The organism is Pseudorhodoplanes sp. (assembly GCF_035565795.1).
Classification (GTDB): domain Bacteria; phylum Pseudomonadota; class Alphaproteobacteria; order Rhizobiales; family Xanthobacteraceae; genus Pseudorhodoplanes.
Window position 1 is genome coordinate 1 of sequence record NZ_DATMRV010000030.1, and the last position, 22,677, is coordinate 22,677.

Below are 22,677 nucleotides of genomic sequence, written 5' to 3' on the forward strand. Positions count from 1 at the left end.
CTCCTATGCCGGTCAGATCATCACCTTCACCTTCCCGCATATCGGCAATGTCGGCACCAACGACGAGGATATCGAGACGGTGAACATGGCGGCGACGCCGGGTGCCCGTGGCGTCATCCTGCAGGCGGCCATCACCGACCCGTCGAATTACCGCGCCACCCGACATCTCGATCAGTGGCTGCGCGCCCGCGGCATCGTCGGACTGTCCGGCATCGACACCCGCGCGCTGACCGCGCTGATCCGCGAAAAGGGCATGCCGAATGCCGTGATCGCGCACGAGCCGTCCGGCAAGTTCGACCTCGACGCGCTGAAGAAGGAAGCGCGCGAGTGGCCGGGCCTCGTCGGCATGGATCTCGTCCCGATGGTGACAAGCGCCCAGCGTTTCACGTGGGACGAGGGCGAATGGAAATGGGGTACGGGCTACTCGCGCGTCGAGAATCCCGAATTCCACGTGGTCGCGATCGATTACGGCGTGAAGCGCAACATCCTGCGCCTCCTCGCCTCGCAGGGCTGCAGAATCACTGTCGTCCCTGCAACAACCTCGGCCGAAGACATCATGGCGCTGAAGCCGGATGGCGTCTTCCTGTCGAACGGCCCGGGCGATCCGGCCGAGACCGGCAAATACGCCGTGCCGGTGATCCGCGAGATGATCGACAAGAGCGTGCCGACCTTCGGGATCTGCCTCGGCCACCAGATGCTCGGCATCGCGCTCGGCGGCCGCACCGTGAAGATGCATCAGGGCCATCACGGCGCCAATCATCCGGTGAAGGATCTCACCACCGGCAAGGTCGAGATCACCTCGATGAACCACGGCTTCGCAGTCGACAAGGAGTCGCTGCCCGGCAATGTCGAGCAGACCCATGTCTCGCTGTTCGACGGCAGCAATTGCGGAATCGCACTGAAGGACAAGCCGGTCTTCTCCGTGCAGTATCACCCGGAAGCCTCGCCCGGCCCGCGCGACTCGCATTACCTGTTCAAGCGCTTCGTCGAACTGATGCGCGAACACAAGCGCAAGGCGGCCGCCTGATCGAATGCCGGAGTCGCCGTTGCCACTGCATCGACACGACTCCATCTCCAAAACAAGGCTCGACGCGCTGTCGGACGCGATGTTCGGCGTTGCGATGACGCTGCTGGTCATCGACATCCGCCTGCCGGAAGCCTTCGATCCCAAAAGCGGCGCCGAATTGCTGCATGCGGTCGGCGAGCTCCGGTCGAAATTTCTGGTTTACCTCATCACCTTCTTCGTGGTCGGCCTGCGCTGGTTCAGCAGCAGCCGGCTCGCCGCAGGGCAGGAAACGGTCACCGGCCAGTTTGCGCGCTGGACGCTGCTGCACCTGTTCCTGATCACCTGCCTGCCGTTCTCGACCATGCTGATCGGGCGCTACGCCGAACTGGCGCCGTCGGTCTGGATCTATGCCGCGAACATGGCGCTCGCCGCGCTGGTCTCGATCCGCCTCAACATGATTGCGGATCGTGAAGGGTGGCACACCGACGGCCTGCGCGAGGGCACGTGGGCGCTGTGGCTCCTGATCGCGAGCGCGCTCATCTCGGTCGCGATCAGCTTCTTCGCTCCGACCTGGGCGATGCTCGCCTATCTGCTGAATTTCATGCGGCCGGTCCTGCATCGTCATCGCTGACGGACTGCATTACACGTGCTGCAATCGCCGGGTGTTCAGTGTCCGCGGCGTACCGACAAAGCTGCCGAGCACGCCGATACCTTTGGTATGATTGCGCCGCAGGCCGGCATGCGTAGGCGCCTTCCAGCACATCGACGAGCTTCACGGCCGTGCTCGCCGTATTTTTCTTGCGCAGGATTCGCACCGACGGAACGGGTGCGTGACATCGCGCGTTTGCCGCAGGCAATGACTGCAGCACGCAAGACACCCGCTTACCCCTTCATGTTCCCGGACGACGGCACGATCCCGAACAACCCATCGTTGCCGTTCGTGTTCTATCCGCGCGCCTTCGAACTCTCCGAGTGGCGCGATCCGGCAGCGCGCGTCGAAACCATCATGCGCTCGAATGGCTGGGGACGCTGCTGGCACGACGGCATCTATCCCTTCCCGCATTACCATCCGCGCATTCATGAGGCGCTTGTCGTCGCACGCGGACGCGCCGCCATCCGGTTCGGCGGCGAGCATGGCGAGACCTTCGATGTCGAAGCCGGCGATGCGGTGGTGCTTCCGGCCGGCACCGGACACCAATGTCTCGAAGCCTCCGACGATCTCATCGTGGTCGGCGCGTACCCGAGCGAGGGGACCTACGATCTCTGCGTCGGCTTGCGCCCCGAGCATGAGCGCGCATTGGTGAAAATCCCGGGCGTCAAGCGGCCGGATAGCGATCCCTTCTTCGGCCGGAACGGCCCGTTGATGCAGCTCTGGCCCTGACGCACCCAATTGATCACCGCGGATGATGGCGGTAGCCGCAGACCGTAGCGTCGCGCTATAACGCGCGCATGAGCAGCTGGGTCACCTTCTTCGATTCCGATCACGCGATCTACGTGAATGCGCGGCACAAGGAAGTGCACGCCATCGTCACCGGCGATGGCATGGCGCAATACATCGCGCACACCGATCGCGTTCTCGACTATGGCTGCGGCGAGGCCGCCTATGCAGAACGGCTGGTGCGCAAGGCCGAAAGCCTGACGCTGTGTGAGGCGGCACCGAAATTGCGAGAGCGCCTCAAGGCGCGCGTTCAGCATGAACGCTACATCGCGGTGCTCTCACCCGAAGACGTGGCTGCGCTGCCGGATGGCTCGTTCGAAGTGATCATCATGCATTCGGTCTCGCAATATCTGTCGCCGGCCGAACTGGATCGCCTGCTGGCGGAATTTCGCCGGCTGCTGCAGCCCACCGGTAAGCTCGTGATCGGCGACGTCGTGCAGCCCGATACGCCCGCATGGAAAGACGCGCTGGCGCTTGTGCAATTCGGTTGGCGCGAAGGCTTTTTCTTTGCCGCACTGGGCGGACTGTTTCGCACGGTGTTTTCAGACTACGCAAAATTGCGGAAAGACGCAGGGCTCACGCGCTACAGCGAACACGACATAGCCGCAAAGCTTAACGCGGCGGGGTATCGCGCGAGCCGCGCCCCGCGCAATATCGGGCATCTGCAGACCCGCATGACCTTTGTCGCATCAAAGTCTTGAGCCGCGCGTTAACTGTAACGCGCGCATTCACCTTGTTCGTTAGGCCTCTTGTAATCCTGTCCTTGAAAGCAATCGCACGGCCGCTATCGTTGGCGTCGGCCCGGTGGCGGAGCGGCAACGCAAAGGTCCTGCACGACTTTCAGCCTGGTTCGAATCCAGGCCGGGCCTCCAAATTCCAGGCGGGATCCGATGACCATCGGGTCCCGCCGTTGTTTTTTGCACGACGCGATGTCGCACTGATCGAATGATCTGAATCGCCGCTAACGGCTCTGATCGCTCTGCCGCTTGTCCTGATCGGGTTGCTGATCACCCTGCTGACCACCCCTGCCTGGATTTTGCTGCTGCTGCTGATTGTCACGATCGCGGTCGCGCTGACCTCCCTGCTGTTGGCCGCCCTGTCCGCCTTGCTGATTTTGCTGATTGTTCTGATTCATGTCTGGTCTCCCTGTGGAATGATGTCTGCTTGTTTCCACTTCGACCTAACGTGGCGACACCTCGCACGTTCCCTTGTGTCAAATGACGCACGGGAACGAACCGTCGCTCTCATCGCTTCATGCAGCATCACCCCAAGGAGGACGGCATGAGTGAGACGAGAGAGACTTACGATCTGATCGGCAGTGACAAGGTCGAAGGAACCAACGTGTACGGCCCCGACGGCAACAAGATCGGATCGATTGAACGCGTGATGATCGGGAAACGCTCCGGCAAGGTCGATTATGCCGTGTTAAGTTTCGGTGGCTTCATGGGCATCGGCGATGAGCATTATCCGCTGCCGTGGGGCCTCGTTGAAATACAATACGAATTTGGGCGGCTATCAGGTCAACGTCACCGAGCAGCAGCTTAGGGGCGCACCGAAATACGCCAATGACGACGAGTGGGACTGGAGCGATCCTGCGCGCGGTCGGAAGGTTTCAGATTATTACGGAGCGCAGTGGGCTTATTGACCCGCGGCATTCACGCAAACCACAAAGAAGCCTGGAGCACCCGCCCCCGGCTTCTTTCCGTATTGTGTTACGTACCGCGTGATTGATGTCTTATGCTCAAGTGCCGCGCACGGCGCCGGGCTGCTGATCCGGCGCACCCTGCGGCTGGCTTGGATAATCGTGCTTCATGCTGCCGCGCGGCGAGCCATCATCCATGCGCGGGATATCCGTGTCCGGAGGCACCGGATCGACCAGAGGCCGATCTTCGTTCGGCTCAGGCTCGGGGGGCTTCTCAACCGGATAAGGTTTGCCGGGTTCTTCGATCGGCGGCTGCGGCGGTTGGACGGGTTCTTTTGCCATGGCGTGTCAATCGATGACAGCGGCAAGCGGTTCCGTGCCGGCGACGTTCGATCGGTGTTGCGACGCAAGAGAGAGAAACGATCCATCATTCGCGGCCAGGAAATCGCAAGCGTTTCGCGTCCGTCCGAACATTGAAATCCTGTTTCATTGACCCTTGGCGTAATCGCGCGCGATAGTTCCCCGCAGCCTCACAAAAGGCTGATCGCTTTGCCGGGGGAAAATTCATGCGTCGCTATCCGACTGCCATCCGTTCCGCTTATCTGACCTTGCTGCTCGCAGCGCTCCTGCTCACCGCGGACAAGGCGGCCGAAGCCGCCTACCTCACGCCGGCTCAGGTCGACGTCACGCTGTTCATCGCGCCGCCGCCCGCGCCCCACTCCGACACGCAGAAGCGAGACCTGAAAGCGGTGCTCGATGCGCAAGCCGCGCGGACGCCGGAAGAAATCAAGCGCGCGAACGAAACCGAACAGCTGTCGGTGTTCTCTTTCGCCGACGTGCTCGGGCCCTCCTTCAACAAGGAGAAGCTGCCGAAGACCGCGGCGCTGTTCCAGCAGATCTACGACGACACGCTGGTGCTCCTGAGGATCGGCAAGGACCGCTGGAATCGTCCGCGGCCGTTCCTCGTCAGCAAGGACGTGCAGCCTTCCGGCCAGCAGCCGAAAAGCAGCGCCTATCCGAGCGGTAATGCCTGGCTCGGGCATCTCTATGCAATCGTGCTGGCGGACGTGCTGCCGGCGAAGAGCGCCGTGATTTTCGCGCGCGGGCGGGAGACCGGCGACAATCGCGTAATCGCGGGCGTGCATTTCCCGACCGATCTTGAAGGGGGCCGGCAGGCGGCGGTTGCGATGGCCGCGGTGTTGTGGACGACGCCGGGCTTCCAGAAGGACCTCGCCGCGGCGCGGGCCGAGTTGCAAGCTGCGGGCCTCTAGCTCGCGCGAGCGACCACCTGGCGGGTCAGTGTTGCGCGGCGCCGACGGTGTCGGCCATCGCGGCGCCGCGTGTGCCGAGCGGGCGCGCGCGGCCGGTCGTCGTATCGCGCGCAGTCTGGTGCTCGATCTCGGCATTGATCTCGGCGCCGACCAGAATGGCGATCGACGTCAGCCACAGCCACATCATCAGGCCGATGCCGGCGCCGAGCGATCCATAAGTCGCGTTGTAATCGGCGAAGTTGGACAGATACCACGAGAACAGCGCGGAGCCGGCGATCCACAACAGAGTCGCGACAATCGCGCCGACGCTGAGCCATCGCCATTGCGCGGCGCGGCGGCTCGGACCGAAGCGGTAAAGCACAGCCAGCCCCAGCGCGATCACGATCATGATTGCGGGCCAGCGCAACATCGCGATCGCCCACTCGGTCCAGCCCTCGATGCCCAGCCACGCAAAGACCAGCGGCAACGCGATCACGGTCCCGATCGCGACAAGAAGAAACACGAGACCGCCCAGCGTCATCGCCAGCGAGAGCAGGTTGAGGCGGATGAAGCTGCGTTGCTCTGTCTCGCCGTAAATGACGTTCAGCGCGTCGATCATCGCCTTCATTCCGGCATTCGCGCTCCAGATCGCGAGCAGAAGACCAAACATGAAGGCGGCACTGAGCCCGCCGCTGCTGCCCTGCGCGATGCGGGTGATCTGCTCCTCGATGATTCCGTAGGCGCCGGCCGGCATCAGCGACGCGGCGAAGGCGAGATGCTTGCCGATGGTCGCGGCATCGGCGAACAGCGCATAGGACGACACCAGCGCGGTGATGGCCGGGAAGAGCGCGAGCAAACCGTAGAACACGACGCCGGCGGCGACAGCGAGCAGCCGGTCATTCTGAATCTCGGCATAAACGCGCCAGGCAATGTCACGCCACCCCGCGAGCGGAATGTCCACGGGCGACGAAGCACGCCGGCCACGCCCGGCCTCTTCGGCACGTGCCAGCTGGACCACATGCGGTTCGTCGTCGGCTCCGGCACCGAATGGCCGATCGCAGTCCTGTTCCGTTGAATTCCGTGACGCCGCTACGCGCCCGCGCGGCTTTTCATAACGCGCGGCAAGGCCGATCGCGGCCGCGAACGCCAATCCCGCCAGCCAGACCGGAAGGCCCGAGGATTTCTGCTCGCTGATTTTGCTCGATATACGCGACGGCATCCGGTGACCCGATGATGCCGTCAACGCAAGACGTCTGCCTTGGTTTCGTTCAGGCCCGCCGGGCGCTTACCACGCGTAGCGCAGCTTGCCCTGCGCGGTATAGGTCTGCGTGTCGCCGCCGAACTCGCCGCCGAGCCTGGCCGTGGCCGACCAGCCGTTGGCCATGCGCGCCTCGACGCCGACCGTCACCAGCGCCAGATCGGAGTCCGGCCGCGCGCCATTGACGATGAAGGACGAGCCGAGCGACTGGAACACCGGCGTCAGCGTGCGGTCGGTGTCGAAGTCGTGCGCCCAGGCCAGCTTGCCGAACGCCGCCGCCGGCGAGCGCGAAACCCCGGCTAACCAATGAAGTTCGAGCGTCCGACGGGCGAAAATTCCCGGGGGGATCGAATCAATGTCTTGGTAGCCTGCAATCATCACAAGCGCTTATGATTCATGCGCGGAGCGCAGAGATCTGCGATGGGTCACGCGCGGCCGCACGGTGGGTCGAGTTCCATCGGGGCGCCGGTGTCCGGGGCCCGGGCGCCGGCGACCTGATGGAAACCTGGGCACTTCTGCGCTGTGGGATGCCCTGCCGCCACAGCGGCGCATTGCAGCATTGGGGAATCTGGTCTAGACACCGGTCCGCGCGGGGCCCATATGCCTCGCCCGAGGGCCAAAGGACGCGCGCAAAGCGCGCCCTTTTTTTATGTGCGTGAAGCCCTCCACATCCGGGTGCCTGCGGAGCCGATGCCGAAACGAACCGATATCAAATCGATCCTGATCATTGGCGCGGGCCCAATCGTCATCGGACAGGCCTGCGAGTTCGACTATTCGGGTACCCAAGCCTGCAAGGCGCTCAAGGAAGAGGGATACCGGATCATCCTGGTGAACTCGAACCCGGCGACGATCATGACCGATCCGGAGCTGGCCGACGCCACTTATATCGAGCCGATCACCCCGGAAATCGTCGCCCGCATCATTGAAATGGAGCGGCCCGACGCCCTGCTCCCGACCATGGGCGGACAGACCGCGCTGAACTGCGCCTTGTCGCTGAAGCGCATGGGCGTGCTCGACAAGTTCGGCGTCCACATGATCGGCGCGACCGCCGAGGCGATCGACAAGGCCGAAGACCGCGAACTGTTCCGCGAGGCGATGCACAAGATCGGGCTGGAGACGCCCCGCTCGGCGCTCGCCAACGCGTCGGTGATGAAGCAGGCCGATCGCGACAAATACACCGCCGAGGTCGCCGCGATCAAAGCCAGGAAGCTTCCGGCGGACGAAGAGAAAAAGGCCCTCGCCGCCTTCGACTCCGCCTGGGCCGCCGGCGAAGCCGAACGCAAGAAGAAATATATCGAGCGCGGTCTGATCGAGGCGCTGGAAGCGCTGACGGTGATCGGCCTGCCCGCGATCATCCGGCCGTCCTTCACGCTCGCCGGCACCGGCGGCGGCATTGCCTATACGCGCGAGGAATTCCTCGACATCATCGAACGCGGGCTCGACGCCTCCCCGACCAACGAAGTGCTGATCGAAGAGTCGGTGCTCGGCTGGAAGGAATACGAGATGGAAGTCGTCCGCGACAAGGCGGACAACTGCATCATCATCTGCTCGATCGAGAACATCGATCCGATGGGCGTGCATACCGGCGACTCGATCACGGTCGCTCCGGCGCTCACCCTGACAGATAAGGAATACCAGATCATGCGCGACGCATCGATTGCGGTGCTGCGCGAGATCGGCGTCGAGACCGGCGGCTCCAACGTGCAGTTCGCGGTCAATCCCGCGGACGGGCGCCTGGTCGTGATCGAGATGAACCCGCGCGTGTCGCGCTCGTCGGCGCTGGCCTCAAAGGCGACCGGCTTCCCGATTGCCAAGGTCGCGGCCAAGCTCGCGGTCGGATACACGCTCGACGAGATCGCCAACGACATTACCGGTGGCGCAACGCCGGCCTCGTTCGAGCCGACGATCGACTATGTCGTCACCAAGATTCCGCGCTTCGCGTTCGAGAAGTTTCCCGGCGCGTCGAATGTGCTGACCACCTCGATGAAGTCGGTCGGCGAAGCGATGGCGATCGGCCGCACCTTCCAGGAAAGCCTGCAGAAGGCGTTGCGGTCGCTCGAGACCGGACTGACCGGGCTCGACGATATCGCGATCGAGGGCGTCGACGAGGGCGACGACAAGAACGCCATTCGCGCTGCGCTCGGCACGCCGACGCCGGATCGCCTGCTGAAAGTCGCACAGGCGATGCGCCTTGGTCAGGACGACGAGACCATTCACGCCAGTTGCAAGATCGATCCGTGGTTCCTCTCGCAGATCCGTGGCATCATCGACACCGAAGCTGCGATCAAGGCCAAGGGCCTGCCGACGACGCCCGGTGCGATGCGCCGGCTCAAGGCGATGGGCTTTTCCGACGCACGGCTCGCGAAACTGACCGGGCTGACGACGTCCGATGTCACCGCAAAGCGCCACGCCCTCGGTGTGCGCCCGGTATTCAAGCGCATCGACACCTGCGCGGCAGAGTTCGCCTCGCCGACCGCCTACATGTATTCGACCTACGAGGCGCCGTTCGCCGGCGCGCCGGCCAACGAGGCTGCGCCTTCGGACAAGAAGAAGGTCGTGATCCTGGGCGGAGGGCCGAACCGCATCGGCCAGGGCATCGAGTTCGACTATTGCTGCTGTCATGCCTGCTTCGCGCTGAAGGATGCCGGCTACGAGACCATCATGGTCAACTGCAATCCGGAAACGGTGTCGACCGACTATGACACCTCGGATCGCCTGTATTTCGAGCCGCTGACCGCCGAAGACGTGCTTGAGATCATCGATATCGAGCGCAGCAATGGCACGCTGCATGGCGTGATCGTGCAGTTCGGCGGACAGACTCCGCTCAAGCTCGCGGAAGCGCTGGAAAAGGCGAATGTCCCGATCCTCGGCACGTCGCCGGACATGATCGACCTCGCGGAAGACCGCGATCGCTTCAAGAAGCTGCTCGATCAGCTCGGCCTCAAGCAGCCGGAGAACGCGATTGCGACCTCCCCCGAAGAGGCGCGCAAGATCGCAGGCGAGATCGGCTTCCCGATCGTGATCCGGCCGTCCTATGTGCTGGGCGGCCGCGCGATGGAAATCGTGCATGACTCCCATCAGCTTGACCGTTATCTGGCGCGGCTGATCGGCGATCTCGACCGCCCGTCCGAGCTGGTGGTGTCGGCGAAGCGCCCGCTGCTGCTCGACCGTTATCTGTCCGACGCGATCGAGGTCGACGTCGATTGCCTGGCCGATGGCAAGGACACGTTCATCGCCGGCATCATGGAGCATATCGAGGAAGCCGGCGTGCATTCGGGCGACAGCGCCTGCGCCTTGCCGCCCCACTCGCTCGATGCCGACCTGATTGCCGAGCTTGAACGCCAGACCCGCGCGCTCGCGCTGGCGCTGAAGGTCGGCGGCCTGATGAACGTGCAATACGCCATCAAGGACCACGAGATCTATGTGCTCGAGGTCAATCCGCGCGCCTCGCGCACGGTGCCCTTCGTCGCCAAAGTGATCGGGCTGCCGGTTGCCAAGATCGCGTCGCGGATCATGGCCGGCGAGAGCCTCAAGAGCTTCAACCTGAAGCCGACGCGGGTCGACCATATCGGCGTCAAGGAGGCGGTCTTCCCGTTTGCCCGCTTCCCGGGTGTGGATACCGTGCTCGGGCCGGAGATGAAGTCGACCGGCGAAGTGATGGGGATCGCGCGAAGCTTCGAGACTGCGTTCGCCAAGTCGCAGATGGGCGGCGGCACGCGCGTGCCGCGCTCCGGCACCGTGTTCGTGTCGGTGCGCGATTCCGACAAGCCACGCATCGTCGAGAGCCTGAAGATCCTTTCGGACATGGGCTTCAAGATCATCGCGACGTCGGGCACCAAGCGGTACCTCGACGAGCAGGGCGTGCCGTCGGCGAAGATCAACAAGGTGCTGGAAGGCCGGCCGCATATCGTGGACGCCATCAAGAACGGCGACGTCCAGCTGGTTTTCAATACCACCGACGGCGCCCAGGCGCTGGCAGATTCGCGGTCGCTCCGGACCGCAGCCCTCTTGCATAAAGTGCCGTACTACACCACTCTTTCCGGTGCCGTCGCGGCGGCGCGAGGAATAAAAGCCTTCCTTGAGGGGGATCTCGAGGTCCGCGCGCTGCAAAGCTATTTCGGTAGCCGGAACTGAAAACGGTCCCGGCGTGTTGGTGACGGTTGTTTTTTGACAAGAGTTCCGATCGCGTGCCGGACGTTTTACGCCGGCCTGCGATCAGTCCTTTTGTCTCTGTCTGCCCCAGGCCGAGGCCGGCCACGGGGCTGGAGGTTGGACGACGATGGAAAAGATTCCGATGACCGCCGCAGGCTATACAGCTCTGGAGAACGAGCTGAAGCATTGCCAGCAGGAGGTGCGACCGCGGATCATTCAGCAAATCACCGAAGCGCGCGGCCATGGCGACCTTTCGGAGAATGCGGAATATCACGCCGCCAAGGAGGCGCAGTCGCATAATGAGGGCCGCATCGCGGAGCTGGAAGACAAGCTCGCGCGCGCCGAAGTCATCGACGTATCGAAACTCTCGGGCGATACCGTGAAATTCGGCGCGACCGTCACGCTGGTCGACGAGGACACCGAGAAGAAGCAGGTCTGGCAGATCGTGGGTGAGCCCGAAGCCGACGCGAAGTCCGGCCGCATCTCGATCTCGTCGCCGCTCGCGCGCGCCCTGCTTGGCAAGAAGAAGGGCGCCAGCGTCGAAGTGGTCACGCCGGGCGGAGCCAAGGCCTATGAAGTGTTGAAAGTCGAGTGGCGCTAGCCGCCACCTTTCATTGCTCGATCTCATTACAGGACGCCGGGCTCATGCCCGGCGTTTTTCGTTGTGCGAAATCAGATCGCGCTGCCTTCTAATGTGAGTAGCAAAAATGCCGCACGCTTCCCCAATCGCGGTTTGCCGCGAGGTTGCTATAGCGTCGGCGGACAAATGCTGGATGACAGCATGGCGGCTCGCACGAAAGCGGTAAGCCGCACGTTCCATGCAAGGGGCTCTTCATGTCACTCAACAATATCTGCACCATCTGGTCTCCGCGCCTGCTCAGCGTTATGCGCTTCATGTCGGGCCTGCTCTTCATGCAACACGGCACCGCCAAGCTGCTCGGCATTCCGCAGATGCAGATGTTCGCGAAGCTTCAGCCCTTCAGCCTCAGCTGGATCGCGGGCGTGATGGAGCTGATCGGCGGCGCGCTGCTGTTGATCGGGCTGTTCACGCGCCCTGTCGCCTTCCTCCTGTCCGGACTGATGGCCTTCGCCTATTTCATCTCGCATGCGCCGCGCGGGTTTTATCCGATCATCAATGCCGGTGAACTGGCCGCGCTGTACTGCTTCGTGTTCCTCTACATCTCGGCTGCCGGCGGCGGCTCATGGAGCGTCGACGCGTTGCGCAAGCGCGCCTGAGAGCGCCTGATCTTCCGCGCCGGCCGGCCCTGCCCGGCCGGCGCCCCTCCCCTACGGCATCCCGACCACCCGGCAAAAATGTTATGATCGCTGAACCTGCGGCTCGGCAGGCGCGACCAATATTGCCCGAGCACGTCATTTTGCCGTCGGAAGATGCCTATGAACCGTTTCCTTGCAGTCGCATTTGGTGCGACGGTTGCGCTTGCAGCCGCGACCGCTCCAGCCGCGCCCGTTGCAGCCAACGACATGGTCACCTGCTTCAAGGGCAATATCGCCCCCGATGCCGGCATCGCCGCCTGCAACCGGCTGATCGCAAGCGGCAAGGTCAAGGGCGCGCCGCTCGCCAATGCCTATGCATGGCGTGCGACCTATTTTTCCCGCAAGGGCGACATCGATCGCGCGCTGAGTGATGCGGACGCACGCATCCGGTTGACGCCGGTCGACGCGAATGCGTTTCAGGCGCGCGCAAGCTTCTGGCTGATCAAGCGCGACTATGACCGCGCCGTTCGCGACGCGGACGAAGCCGTCCGGCTCAATCCAAAAGATCCGGACAACTGGAACACGCGCGGCTTCGCCAAGCAGCAGGCCGGGGATTTTGGCGGAGCGGTTTCCGATTACAGCCAGGCGATCAGGATCAATCCGAAGGCCGCGGGCATTTACAGCAATCGCGGCAATGCCCGGCAACTCAACGGCGATCTCGCCAACGCGCTGGCGGACCACGACCGCGCGGTCGCGCTCGACCCGAAGGACGCGACGTATTGGTACAACCGGGCGGGTGCGCGGCGCGAGGCCGGACAGCTCGATGCCGCGCTCGCCGACGCCGAGAAAGCCGCAGCACTGGCGCCGAAGCTGCCGCAGGCCCAGGCCGAACTCGGGCTGATCTGGCGACTCAAGAACGATCTGCCGCGTGCGATGGCGGCCTATGACCGGGCGATCGCGCTGGATCCGAATCTCATCAGCGCCTATGCCGCGCGCGGTCTCGCGCACGAATCCAAAGGCGACATCAATAGCGCCAGACGCGATTTCCAGGCCGCACTGAGCATCGCGACCGGCGCCGTCGTGAAATCGGGCGTCGGCGGCGACACGACCTATTTCGATGCCGGCTCGCACCGCTATCACGAGGTCGCGCGCGCGCGGCTCGCCGTGCTGAATGCAGCCAAGGATGCGCCTGCATCGCCGGTGCGCGCGCAGGCCGGCAGCGAGCGTCGCGTCGCGCTCGTGATCGGAAACGGCGCCTATACGTCCGCGGGTGCGCTTGCCAATCCGGCAAAGGATGCGACGGCTATCGCGAGAAACCTGAGGTCGATGGGGTTCGACGTGTCGGAAGGCATCGACCTGAAGCGCGCCGACATGACGCGGGTAATCGGCGACTTCCTGCGGAACGCGACCAACGCGCGGATCGCCGTGCTGTTTTATGCAGGGCACGGCATCCAGATCGACGGCAAGAACTATCTGCTACCGATCGATGCGCGCGTCGAGAACGGATCGGACCTCGCATCCGACATGACCGATCTCGATACGATCCTCGCGGGCCTTGACGATCAGGTACGCACCAACATCGTCATCCTCGATGCCTGCCGCGACAATCCCACCGCCAAGGCTGTGACGCAGGTTGCCGGCATCGGCCGGTCCGTCGCCGTGCGGTCCGGCCTCGCTGCGCCGTCCGGGCTTGGCAAGGGCGGAACGGTCGGTGCCGGCACGTTGCTGGCGTTTGCGACCGCGCCGGGACAGGTGGCACTCGATGGTGACGGCGACAACTCGCCATTCTCGTCCGCGCTCTCGCGCCACATCGGCACGCCCGGCCTCGAAGTGCAGCAGATGCTGACCCGCGTGCGCGCCGAGGTCGTTGCAGCCACGCGCAACAAACAGGTGCCGTGGTCCAACTCATCGCTGCTCGGCGAGGTGTTCCTGGTTGGAGGCAAGCCGTAAGCAATTCGGCCTGGACACGCGGTCACTCTGCCGGGACCTTCGTCCGCTCCATCGGAACGATCGGCGCGTCTTTCGACACCCGCAGCGTCAGTGACGTCTTCACGTTGCGGACATAAGGGCCGCCGGTCAGTTCCGTCACGAAGGCCTGGAAGGTCTTCAGATCCGGCGCCACGCATTTGAGGATGAAATCGACTTCGCCCGACAGCATCCAGCACTCCCGCACCAGAGGTTGCTCCCGCACGAAGGCCTCGAAGGCGGCGAGATCCTGCTCCGCCTGACTCGACAGATGCACGAGCGCAAAAACGGTGACCTCGTAGCCGAGCCGCTTCTCGTCCAGCAGGGCGCGGTAACCGCGGATATAGCCCGCCTCTTCCAGCGCCCGGACGCGCCGCAGGCAGGGCGGCGCCGAAATCCCGACCCTGCGGGCCAGTTCGACATTGGTGATCCGGCCGTCCTGCTGCAGTTCCGCCAGAATCTTCCAGTCGATCGCGTCCAGTCGCGCGAGCATGCTGCCGATGCCTCCTTCGGGGCCATTGCCCGGGGACCATAGCCCGTTACGGACCTCCACGAAATAAAATTGCGCGAGAGGGCCCCGGTGAGCATTTCCTGCGCTTATCCCAGGCAGCCGGGTTGCGAAACTTGCATAGCTCCGGCAAATGCCTAAATTCTCCGGCGGTGAGGGTGCCCGTCTTGGAATCGCCGCAGCGCCCCTGTGATTTTCCCATGGATTTCAGATGACCAAGACTACCCACGCGAAGGTTGTCATCATCGGCTCCGGTCCCGCGGGCTATACGGCGGCCGTCTACGCCGCCCGCGCGATGCTCGCGCCGATCCTGATCCAGGGCTATCAGCCGGGCGGGCAGCTCACGATCACCACCGACGTCGAGAACTATCCTGGCTTTGCCGACGTGATCCAGGGTCCCTGGCTCATGGAGCAGATGCAGAAGCAGGCCGAGCATGTCGGCACCCGTATCGTGACCGACCACGTCAACGATCTCGACACGTCGACCCGCCCGTTCCGTCTCACCTGTGACTCCGGCGATGTCTATCTCGCCGACACCGTGATCCTCGCGACCGGCGCGCAGGCGCGCTGGCTCGGTCTGCCGTTCGAGGAAAAGTTCAAAGGCTACGGCGTGTCGGCCTGCGCCACCTGCGACGGCTTCTTCTATCGCGGCAAGGAAGTGATGGTGATCGGCGGCGGCAACACGGCCGTCGAGGAGGCGCTGTTCCTCACCAATTTCGCAAGCAAGGTGACGCTCGTGCATCGCCGCGACACCTTGCGCGCCGAACGCATCCTGCAGGACCGTCTGTTCAAGCATCCGAAAATCGAAGTCGTATGGGACAGTGTTGTCGATGACCTCGTCGGCACCGACAACCCGCACAAGGTGACCGGCGCGTTCCTGCGCAATCTCAAGACCGGCGCGGTGACCGAGCGCAAGGTCGATGGCGTATTCGTCGCGATCGGCCATTCGCCCTCGACCGAACTCGTACAGGGCAAGGTCGAGATGAAGCCGTCCGGCTACGTGGCGACCGCGCCCTACTCAACCGCGACGTCGGTGCCCGGCCTGTTCGCGGCAGGCGACGTGACCGACGATATCTACCGTCAGGCGGTGACAGCCGCCGGAATGGGCTGCATGGCCGCACTCGAGGCCGAACGATTCCTTGCCGCGCACGAGGATTTGCGCGCCGCAGCAGAATAAGGCGGTGCCGTCGTGCTGCAACAGAGATCGCGTTTCTCCATGAGCGCCATGGATTGGGACAAGCTGAAAGTCTTCCACGCGGCGGCGGAAGCCGGCAGCTTCACGCACGCGGGCGAGCAGCTCGGTCTGTCGCAGTCGGCGGTTTCGCGGCAGGTCAGCGCACTCGAACAGGCGCTGAACGTGTCGCTGTTTCACCGTCACGCGCGCGGCCTGATCCTAACCGAACAGGGCGAATTGCTGTATCGCACCGCGCACGAAGTTTTCATGAAACTGGAATCGGCGCGCGCGAAACTGACCGACAGCCGCGAACGGCCGAATGGCGACCTGAAGGTGACGACAACCGTCGGCCTCGGCAATCATTGGCTGACGCCGAAGATCGGCGAGTTCATAGATCTCTATCCGGATATCCGCATCTCGCTGATCACCACCGACGAAGAGCTCGACCTCGCGATGCGCGAGGCCGATGTGGCGATCCGCTTGCGGATCCCGACGCAACCCGACCTGATCCAGCGCAAGCTGTTCTCGGTTCACTTCCACCTTTATGCGTCGCCGGAATATCTCAAGCGTTTCGGCACCCCGTCCAAGGCGGACGATCTCGACAATCACCGCCTTCTTCTTCTCGGCGGCGGCAACATTCCGACTTTCTTGCAAAACCGGAACTGGCCGCTGGAAGTCGGTCGCGAGGGCAAGCAGCCTCGCGCGCCGATCCTCGTCGTGAACAACATCCTTGCGCTGCTGCGGGCATGCCAGCAGGGCATCGGTATCGCGCTGCTCCCGGATTACCTGGTCGAGGAAAACCAGGGGCTCGTTCAGCTTCTCGGACATACCGCCGATCCGATTACGCTCGATGCGTATTTCGTCTATCCCGAAGAATTGAAGTCGGTCGCGCGCGTGCAGGTGTTTCGCGATTTCCTGGTTTCGAAAGCGCAGCGCTGGACGTTCTGACGTCCAGCCAGCGGAATGCGCCGGCGTAGCGGCTGCATTGCGCCAAGTATATCGCATTGAAACGCTTCACGATTTTAGCTTCGCAAAGCAACGCGCACAGACTTGCGGCATCCGCATGGCAGATCGGCGTGCGAGCGGCGCATGGCTGGCCACCGTGCACGAGCGTTGTGCGTATGCAGTGACGGACTCATAATTCGCTCATGCTGAATGCGGGCGGTTCTGAATCCTCCCAGATCGCAGCCTCTCGCAGACAGTGATTCCCCTCTGGAAGGTGATTGCCGGCATTCCCGCGCCGGCATGAACTCAACCGGGCCGCTCCCCTCGCGGCCCGGTTTTTTTATGCGCAACCGGCTTCAGCTTGTCGTCGCTCTTGCACGCCTTGGCGACGAAATTAGCCGCTTCGCAGCGTGCGATAAGTATACCGGGCAAGTGAAGACGCTGATTCAGATCGGCGAAAATTTCTACGGTCCAAGAGACATGGCCGACGCACTTGCTGCGCAGGCGCGGATTCCCGATCGCCCCGGCTCGGGCATCGCGTGGGATGAGAGTGCGGTGAAGCGATACGCGCTCGATCTCTGACGCGGCCGCGATCAGGCGTACAGGCGCTCGTTCTCCAGCCCCTTGTAGAGGTCCGCGACCCACTCGCCGTAGCCGTTGAAGAGGAGCGTCGGCACGCGCTTGCCATGAGCGCCGATCACCTCTTCGGTCGCCTGGCTCCAGCGCGGATGATCGACCTCCGGATTCACATTGGCCCAGAAGCCATATTCGCTGGACTGCAGATGCTCCCAATACGACTTCGGACGCTTATCGGTGAAGTGGAAGCGCGCGATCGATTTGACCGACTTGAAGCCGTATTTCCACGGCACCGCGAGACGGAGCGGCGCGCCATTCTGACGCGGCGCGGGCTTGCCGTAGACGCCGGTCACGAGAAACGCGAGATCGTTGCCCGCCTCCTGGATGGTGAGCCCTTCGGTATAGGGCCACGGATACCATGTCTGTCGCTGACCCGGCGCCATCGACGAATCCTTGAACGTCTCCATCTGCACGTATTTGGCAGACGACAACGGCTTTGCGAGTTCGAGCAGCCTGGCGAGCGGGAAGCCGGTCCACGGTATCGTCATGCTCCAGGCTTCGACGCAACGCAGCCGGTATACGCGCTCCTCGAGCGGCATTTTGCGGATCAGGTCGTCGACGCCGATTTCGAACGGCTTCTCGACCATGCCGTCGATCTTGATCGTCCACGGCCTGATCTTCAGCGCCTGCGCGCGTGACGAGATGTATTTGTCGCCGCCGAACTCATAGAAATTGTTGTACGAGGTGACGAGCTTTTCGTCGGTGAGAGGGCGATCGACCGGATAGGTCGTGTTCGCCTTTGCCGGATAGAGGTCGGCGGTCGGATCGGGAAGTTTTTCGACGTCCGACAGGCGCTGCGCGGCGGCATATCCGATCGTCAATGCACCGACACCGCCTGCGATCAACGCGCGCCGGCTGAGAAAAAATCGTTCCGGCGTAACCTGGCTTTCGGGCACTTCCCAGCCACTGCGGCGAATAATGTTCATCGCGTCTCTCCAGACGATTTTGTCTTTGAGGATGACATACGCACGCGCGAAAGGCTCCGCAAATCACGCATCCGCGAAAGCAAAATGATGGTGGCGGCGCGTAACAATCGCCGATGCGAGCCCGAATATACGGGTGGCGACGGGTGCGCTCCGGAGCGCTACCGCAGATGCGCCGCGACGATGGCGCGGCCGGCCTCGATGAAATTACAGGCCGGGCCCGCGTGTCCCGTCGACTGGGCGCAGACGAGTGCGCCTTCGAACAGCATGAACAACTGATCGGCGAGCAGTTCCGGCTGCGCCACGCCGGCATTGCGGCACAGCGCCACGAGCCTCGTCCGCGACTCCTGCTTGCACTGCTCGATCACACACCGGGCCGGGTGCTCCTTCTCCGGCAGTTCCACCGCGGCGTTGGCCAGTGCACAGCCGCGCGATTTCGGATCGCTGACATTACGCGCGGCCTCTAACAGCCAGGCCTCGAGTTGCGCCCGAGGATCGCCGGGATGGGCGGTCTCGAAGGCCGACCACGCGGCGTGCTTCTCCGCGGCCAGACCGCGCAGATATTCCGCCACCAGCGCATCCTTCGATTCGAAGTGCCGGTAGAGCGTCATCTTGTTGGTTCCGGCCGCCTCGGCGATCGAGTCCACGCCGACCGCGCGAATCCCGTGGCGGTAAAACAGGTCCCGCGCCGCTGCGATGATGCGCTCACGGGGCGGAAGCTTCTCGGAAATCGCAAGTTTTGCAGCGGTCATGGCAGGCTATCTGAGCTTTTGTGGTTCCGGCCCCCTTGACAGGGGTGTTACCGGTCAGTAACTAGCAGGTGTTACCGGTCAGTACCATAGTCAAGTGGTGCCGGCCAGCCCTGAAATCCCCGACCGGAGGCACCAGATGCATTTCCCCATCTACGGCAATTATACCGCAGCCGAAAGAGCCGCGCAGATCCGCGCCCTGACCTTTCCCGAGATCCTGAGCGATCCGCTGGTGCGAATGGTCATGAAGGCCGACGGGGTCGATCCCCGGGCGCTCGAGAACGAACTGTCCGACATCGCGGCGACGCTGGACGACGTTGCGGCCAAGCGCTCGTCCTGCCCTCTCCTCGCCTGCTGATCGGGCTCTCTGACGTGGCGTTCCTCCCGCCACGTCTCGCGCCGGGCGGCATCGCGATGTCCCCTCCGAATGCCGACCGGCGCCGCCTTCCTCGCAACCTCGCCCTCCAAGACCACCCCGAACGATCATCCAGCTGGAGCCATGACCATGAGCGCCACCTCCGCCGCCGCAAAGGCCGCCGTCACCGAACCACTGTTCGAGCCGTATCAGCTCGGTCCAACCCACCTGTCCAACCGGATGGTGATGGCACCCATGACGCGCAGCCGCGCGATCGAGGGCAACGTGCCGAACCCGCTCGCCGAGACCTATTACCGTCAGCGCGCCAGCGCCGGCCTCATCATCACCGAAGCCTCGCAGGTCAGCCCGCAGGGTCAGGGTTATATCCGCACGCCCGGCATTCATTCACCGGAGCAGATCGCGGCCTGGCGCAAGATCACCGGAGCCGTGCAGCGCGCCGGCGGCAAGATTTTTCTGCAGCTCTGGCATGTCGGACGCATCTCGCATCCCGATTTCCATGATGGAGCGCTTCCGGTCGCCCCGTCGGCGATTGCGCCGGACGGCGAAGTCTTCACCGCGCAGGGGCCGAAGAAGATGGTGACGCCGCGCGCACTGGAACTGTCGGAGATTCCCGGCGTCGTCGAGCAATTCCGCAAGGGTGCGGAGAATGCGAAGGCCGCAGGCTTCGACGGCGTCGAGATCCATGGCGCGAACGGATATCTGCTCGACCAGTTCACGCGCGACGGCTCCAACCACCGTACCGACGCCTATGGCGGCCCGGTCGAGAACCGCGTGCGTCTTCCGCTCGAAGTCACCAGGGCGGTGATCGATGTGTGGGGCAAGGATCGCGTCGGCTATCGCATCTCGCCGAATGGCCCATTCAACTCGATGTCGGATTCAAATCCGCGCGAAACATTCTCCTATCTCACGCAACGTCTCAGCGAACTCGGCATCGTGTATCTGCACACCTTCGATCCGCCGAGCGGCGCGAACCATCTCGCGCCGCATCTGCGCAAGCTGTTCAAGGGCACGTTCATCGTCAATGGCGGCTATGACAAAGCGAGCGGCAATGCCGCGATCGCCAATGGCGAAGCCGACCTCGTCGCCTATGGTGTGCCGTTCCTCGCCAATCCCGACCTGCCCTATCGCTTCAGTCAGGAGGCGGCACTGAACGCGCCGGATCAGGCAACGTTCTATGCCGGTGAAGCGAAGGGCTACACGGATTATCCGGCACTGGTTGGATAAGGTTGAGCTTGAACCTCATGTGACCGCGCACGCGGTGTTTTCCCTCCCCCCTTGCGGGGGGAGGCGATCGGAGTTCGCATCAGACCACCTACTCCGCGGCGCGTCTTGCTGCGACGATCTGGTCCGCGGTGCGGCCTGTCAGTTCGGCCATATGGTCGAACTTGAAGGTGAAGGTGCCGACGCCCGCGGTCGCCGACCGCACCTCAACGATCAGGTCGCCGATTTCCGATTCCGGCATCAACGCCTTCACGCTGTCCCAGCCGGGCCAGCCTTCTCGCGTGTCGAAGCCGAGGATCTGTCCGCGCCGTCCCGACAGGATCGCGTTGATCTTCGCAGTCGCATCGTTCGGACAGACGATCTCCACCGAATGGATCGGCTCCAGCAGAACCGGATGACAATGCGGCAACGCCTCGACCACGCCGATACGCCCGGCAGTCCGGAACGCCTGATCCGATGAATCGACGCTGTGGTACGAGCCGTCGATCAGCGTGACCGAGATATCGACCACCGGGAAACCGAGCGGCCCGTGTCTCAGGCCGTCGATCACGCCCTCCTCCACCGACGGAATGTAGTTGCGTGGCACCACGCCGCCGGTGATGGTCTCCGCAAACTGGAAACCGCTGCCGCGCGGCAACGGCTTCACATCCAGCACGACATCGCCGAACTGCCCGTGTCCTCCGGACTGCTTCTTGTGGCGGCCTCGTTGCTGGACAGTCTTCTTGATGGTCTCGCGATAGCCGACGCTCGGCTGCCGCTTCTCGATCGCGATGCCGAATCGATCCGTCAACCGTTCAGTGATGACGCGCAGGTGCATCTCGCCCTGGCCCCAGAGGATGACCTCGTGCGTATCGGGGTTGTGCACGATCGAGATCGAGGGATCTTCCTCGACCAGCTTGTTCAAGGCCTGACCGAGTTTGACGTCGTCCTTGCGCTCCCGGGCGGCGATGGAGATGGCAAGCACTGGCGGATAGGGCACGACTTCCGCAAGCCGCGGCGGGTGTTCCCTGCCCGAGCCAAGCGTGTCGCCGGTCTTTGCATTGTCGAGCTTGCCAAAGGCGACCGTTTCGCCGGCCTGCGCGGGCCCGCGCTTCTCGAACGCCTGCCCCATCATCTTGAATACGCCCGAGACGCGTCCGGCGTCGCGCTCCTGCGTATTCAGCATCGTGCCGTCGCCGATCTGTCCCGCAAGCACACGGGCAACCGACATCTTGCCGCCATGCGCGGTGTTGATCGATTTCAGCACATAAGCGGTCGCATCGTTTCCGTTGGCCTTCATGCCGAGACGCCCGGCTGTGGTCTCTGCATTCGGCGCCTCGTGGCGCAGCGCCTTGAGAAGACGCAGCACACCATTGGTGCGGGTCGCGACGCCGATCAGCACGGGACAGACCTGGCCCTCACGCAATTCCTTGGCCAGATCGTCGAACACCCGGTCGCGCGGCGGCGGGATATCCTCGAGCAACTGCTCCATCAGTTCGTCATCGTGATCGGCCAGCGTCTCGAGCATGGTGAAGCGCGCGGTCTTCTCGCGTTCCAGGTCTTCGCCCGAAAGCTCGATCACCTCGGACGCCATATGCTCCTTGTAGACATGCGCACGTTCCAGCGCGAGATCGACAAAGCCGGTAATGATGTCGTTTCGCCAGATCGGAATCTGCCTGAGCAGCAGCGGCACACGCGACGCCGGCTGCAGGATCTGCAGCGTTTCGCGCAACCGCTTGTCCGCCTTGTCGATCTTGTTGAGGAACAGGAAGTGCGGGATCTGCTGGTCTTCCAGTTCACGCAGCACGAGCTGCAATTGCGGAACTTTCTTTTCGTCCGCCTCGCACACCACGACCGCGGCATCGACGGCCGGCAACGCGGCGCGCATGTCGTGGATGAATTCGATCGAGCCGGGGCAGTCGATGAAGGTGAAGCTCTCGTCCATGAAGGTCGTGGTCGCGACCGACAATTCCACGCTCATCGCGTGCTGGCGGGCTTCCTTCGAATTGTCGCCGATCGTCGTGCCGGCGTCGACGCTTCCCTGGCGCTGGATCGCGCCGGTGCGCGCGAGGATCGCTTCAAGAAGGGTGGTCTTTCCACTTTGAAAGGGGCCCACCAATGCAATGCACCGGGGGCCCATCGGCCTATTGCCGTTGGCTCTGGTGCCGTTCGCATTCGCTTCCGTCATCTGCGCCTCCCTGTGTCATGGGGGCGCGATGCAGTCCGAGTACCGCGTTGCA

General features: G+C 63.4%; 22 protein-coding genes, 1 tRNA gene and 1 pseudogene. 16 read left to right on the forward strand and 8 right to left on the reverse strand.

Features of this window, described 5'->3' with window-relative positions; translation table 11 throughout:
• The 5 genes from carA to VNZ93_RS02630 form a co-directional block, all read left to right on the forward strand.
• Positions 1-1,027, forward strand: a 1,027-nt coding sequence (gene carA / locus VNZ93_RS02610) for a glutamine-hydrolyzing carbamoyl-phosphate synthase small subunit (RefSeq protein ID WP_325699660.1), incomplete at its 5' end; no start/stop codon positions are given.
• A 19-nt stretch (positions 1,028-1,046) separates the two neighbouring features.
• On the forward strand, positions 1,047-1,637 hold the full coding sequence (locus VNZ93_RS02615) for a TMEM175 family protein (RefSeq protein WP_325699663.1): 591 nt from the start codon (positions 1,047-1,049) through the stop codon (positions 1,635-1,637).
• A gap of 225 nt (positions 1,638-1,862) precedes the next feature.
• The gene (locus VNZ93_RS02620) at positions 1,863-2,387 is read left to right on the forward strand and encodes a cupin domain-containing protein (protein WP_325699666.1); all 525 of its coding nucleotides are present in this window, start codon (positions 1,863-1,865) and stop codon (positions 2,385-2,387) included.
• Between the two features lie 68 nt (positions 2,388-2,455).
• Entirely contained in the window at positions 2,456-3,145 is a 690-nt protein-coding gene (locus tag VNZ93_RS02625) for a class I SAM-dependent methyltransferase (protein WP_325699669.1), read from the forward strand.
• A 97-nt stretch (positions 3,146-3,242) separates the two neighbouring features.
• Positions 3,243-3,316: transfer RNA gene (locus tag VNZ93_RS02630), tRNA-Gln, on the forward strand.
• 89 nt (positions 3,317-3,405) lie between these two features.
• Here the strand turns inward: VNZ93_RS02630 and VNZ93_RS02635 are convergent.
• Positions 3,406-3,579 (reverse strand): hypothetical protein, encoded by a 174-nt coding sequence (locus VNZ93_RS02635; protein ID WP_325699672.1) that lies wholly within the window; start codon positions 3,577-3,579, stop codon positions 3,406-3,408.
• 146 nt (positions 3,580-3,725) lie between these two features.
• Here VNZ93_RS02635 and VNZ93_RS02640 point away from each other — a divergent pair.
• Positions 3,726-4,089: pseudogene (locus VNZ93_RS02640) on the forward strand (PRC-barrel domain-containing protein).
• A 96-nt stretch (positions 4,090-4,185) separates the two neighbouring features.
• On the opposite strand, the gene VNZ93_RS02645 reads toward VNZ93_RS02640, so the two are convergent.
• On the reverse strand, positions 4,186-4,428 hold the full coding sequence (locus VNZ93_RS02645) for a hypothetical protein (protein ID WP_325699675.1): 243 nt from the start codon (positions 4,426-4,428) through the stop codon (positions 4,186-4,188).
• A gap of 224 nt (positions 4,429-4,652) precedes the next feature.
• On the opposite strand from VNZ93_RS02645, the gene VNZ93_RS02650 reads away from it, so the two are divergent.
• Positions 4,653-5,357, forward strand: a complete 705-nt coding sequence (locus VNZ93_RS02650; protein ID WP_325699677.1) for a phosphatase PAP2 family protein — start codon at positions 4,653-4,655, stop codon at positions 5,355-5,357.
• A 25-nt stretch (positions 5,358-5,382) separates the two neighbouring features.
• Here the strand turns inward: VNZ93_RS02650 and VNZ93_RS02655 are convergent, their stop codons facing one another.
• Together VNZ93_RS02655 and VNZ93_RS02660 are read right to left on the reverse strand one after the other, a co-directional pair.
• Positions 5,383-6,555: a YihY/virulence factor BrkB family protein gene (locus VNZ93_RS02655; RefSeq protein ID WP_325699680.1), complete on the reverse strand. Its 1,173-nt coding sequence runs from the start codon at positions 6,553-6,555 to the stop codon at positions 5,383-5,385.
• Positions 6,556-6,621: 66 nt separating this feature from the next.
• Complete coding sequence (locus tag VNZ93_RS02660; RefSeq protein ID WP_325699683.1) at positions 6,622-6,972, reverse strand: autotransporter outer membrane beta-barrel domain-containing protein; 351 nt, start codon at positions 6,970-6,972, stop codon at positions 6,622-6,624.
• Between the two features lie 312 nt (positions 6,973-7,284).
• On the opposite strand from VNZ93_RS02660, the gene carB reads away from it, so the two are divergent.
• The 4 genes from carB (at position 7,285) to VNZ93_RS02680 (ending at position 13,911) form a co-directional block, all read left to right on the forward strand.
• Positions 7,285-10,728 (forward strand): carbamoyl-phosphate synthase large subunit, encoded by a 3,444-nt coding sequence (gene carB, locus VNZ93_RS02665; RefSeq protein WP_325699686.1) that lies wholly within the window; start codon positions 7,285-7,287, stop codon positions 10,726-10,728.
• Between the two features lie 145 nt (positions 10,729-10,873).
• Positions 10,874-11,347, forward strand: coding sequence for a transcription elongation factor GreA (gene greA / locus VNZ93_RS02670; protein WP_325699689.1), 474 nt, complete (start codon positions 10,874-10,876; stop codon positions 11,345-11,347).
• A 233-nt stretch (positions 11,348-11,580) separates the two neighbouring features.
• A complete protein-coding gene (locus VNZ93_RS02675) occupies positions 11,581-11,982 on the forward strand; it encodes a DoxX family protein (RefSeq protein ID WP_325699692.1) in 402 nt (133 codons plus the stop codon).
• A gap of 159 nt (positions 11,983-12,141) precedes the next feature.
• On the forward strand, positions 12,142-13,911 hold the full coding sequence (locus VNZ93_RS02680) for a tetratricopeptide repeat protein (RefSeq protein ID WP_325699695.1): 1,770 nt from the start codon (positions 12,142-12,144) through the stop codon (positions 13,909-13,911).
• 22 nt (positions 13,912-13,933) lie between these two features.
• Here the strand turns inward: VNZ93_RS02680 and VNZ93_RS02685 are convergent, their stop codons facing one another.
• Positions 13,934-14,419 carry an Lrp/AsnC family transcriptional regulator gene (locus VNZ93_RS02685; RefSeq protein ID WP_325699698.1) on the reverse strand — a complete coding sequence of 162 codons (486 nt, stop codon included), beginning with the start codon at positions 14,417-14,419 and terminating at the stop codon, positions 13,934-13,936.
• Between the two features lie 226 nt (positions 14,420-14,645).
• Here VNZ93_RS02685 and trxB point away from each other — a divergent pair, with 226 nt between their 5' ends.
• The 3 genes from trxB to VNZ93_RS02700 all read left to right on the forward strand — a co-directional run bounded on the left by trxB (position 14,646) and on the right by VNZ93_RS02700 (position 17,135).
• Positions 14,646-15,611: a thioredoxin-disulfide reductase gene (gene trxB, locus VNZ93_RS02690; RefSeq protein WP_325699701.1), complete on the forward strand. Its 966-nt coding sequence runs from the start codon at positions 14,646-14,648 to the stop codon at positions 15,609-15,611.
• A 48-nt stretch (positions 15,612-15,659) separates the two neighbouring features.
• Positions 15,660-16,556: a LysR family transcriptional regulator gene (locus VNZ93_RS02695; RefSeq protein ID WP_325699754.1), complete on the forward strand. Its 897-nt coding sequence runs from the start codon at positions 15,660-15,662 to the stop codon at positions 16,554-16,556.
• Between the two features lie 429 nt (positions 16,557-16,985).
• Complete coding sequence (locus VNZ93_RS02700) at positions 16,986-17,135, forward strand: hypothetical protein (RefSeq protein WP_325699703.1); 150 nt, start codon at positions 16,986-16,988, stop codon at positions 17,133-17,135.
• A gap of 11 nt (positions 17,136-17,146) precedes the next feature.
• On the opposite strand, the gene msrP is transcribed toward VNZ93_RS02700, so the two are convergent.
• Complete coding sequence (gene msrP, locus VNZ93_RS02705) at positions 17,147-18,115, reverse strand: protein-methionine-sulfoxide reductase catalytic subunit MsrP (RefSeq protein WP_325699705.1); 969 nt, start codon at positions 18,113-18,115, stop codon at positions 17,147-17,149.
• A 158-nt stretch (positions 18,116-18,273) separates the two neighbouring features.
• Positions 18,274-18,864, reverse strand: a complete 591-nt coding sequence (locus VNZ93_RS02710; RefSeq protein ID WP_325699708.1) for a TetR/AcrR family transcriptional regulator — start codon at positions 18,862-18,864, stop codon at positions 18,274-18,276.
• Between the two features lie 136 nt (positions 18,865-19,000).
• Between VNZ93_RS02710 and VNZ93_RS02715 the strand changes: the two genes are divergently transcribed.
• Both VNZ93_RS02715 and VNZ93_RS02720 read left to right on the forward strand, forming a co-directional pair.
• The gene (locus tag VNZ93_RS02715) at positions 19,001-19,219 is read left to right on the forward strand and encodes a hypothetical protein (protein ID WP_325699711.1); all 219 of its coding nucleotides are present in this window, start codon (positions 19,001-19,003) and stop codon (positions 19,217-19,219) included.
• 147 nt (positions 19,220-19,366) lie between these two features.
• Positions 19,367-20,461, forward strand: a complete 1,095-nt coding sequence (locus VNZ93_RS02720) for an alkene reductase (protein ID WP_325699714.1) — start codon at positions 19,367-19,369, stop codon at positions 20,459-20,461.
• An 88-nt stretch (positions 20,462-20,549) separates the two neighbouring features.
• On the opposite strand, the gene VNZ93_RS02725 is transcribed toward VNZ93_RS02720, so the two are convergent.
• Positions 20,550-22,625, reverse strand: a complete 2,076-nt coding sequence (locus VNZ93_RS02725; RefSeq protein ID WP_325699717.1) for an elongation factor G — start codon at positions 22,623-22,625, stop codon at positions 20,550-20,552.
• Positions 22,626-22,677 lie beyond the last annotated feature (52 nt).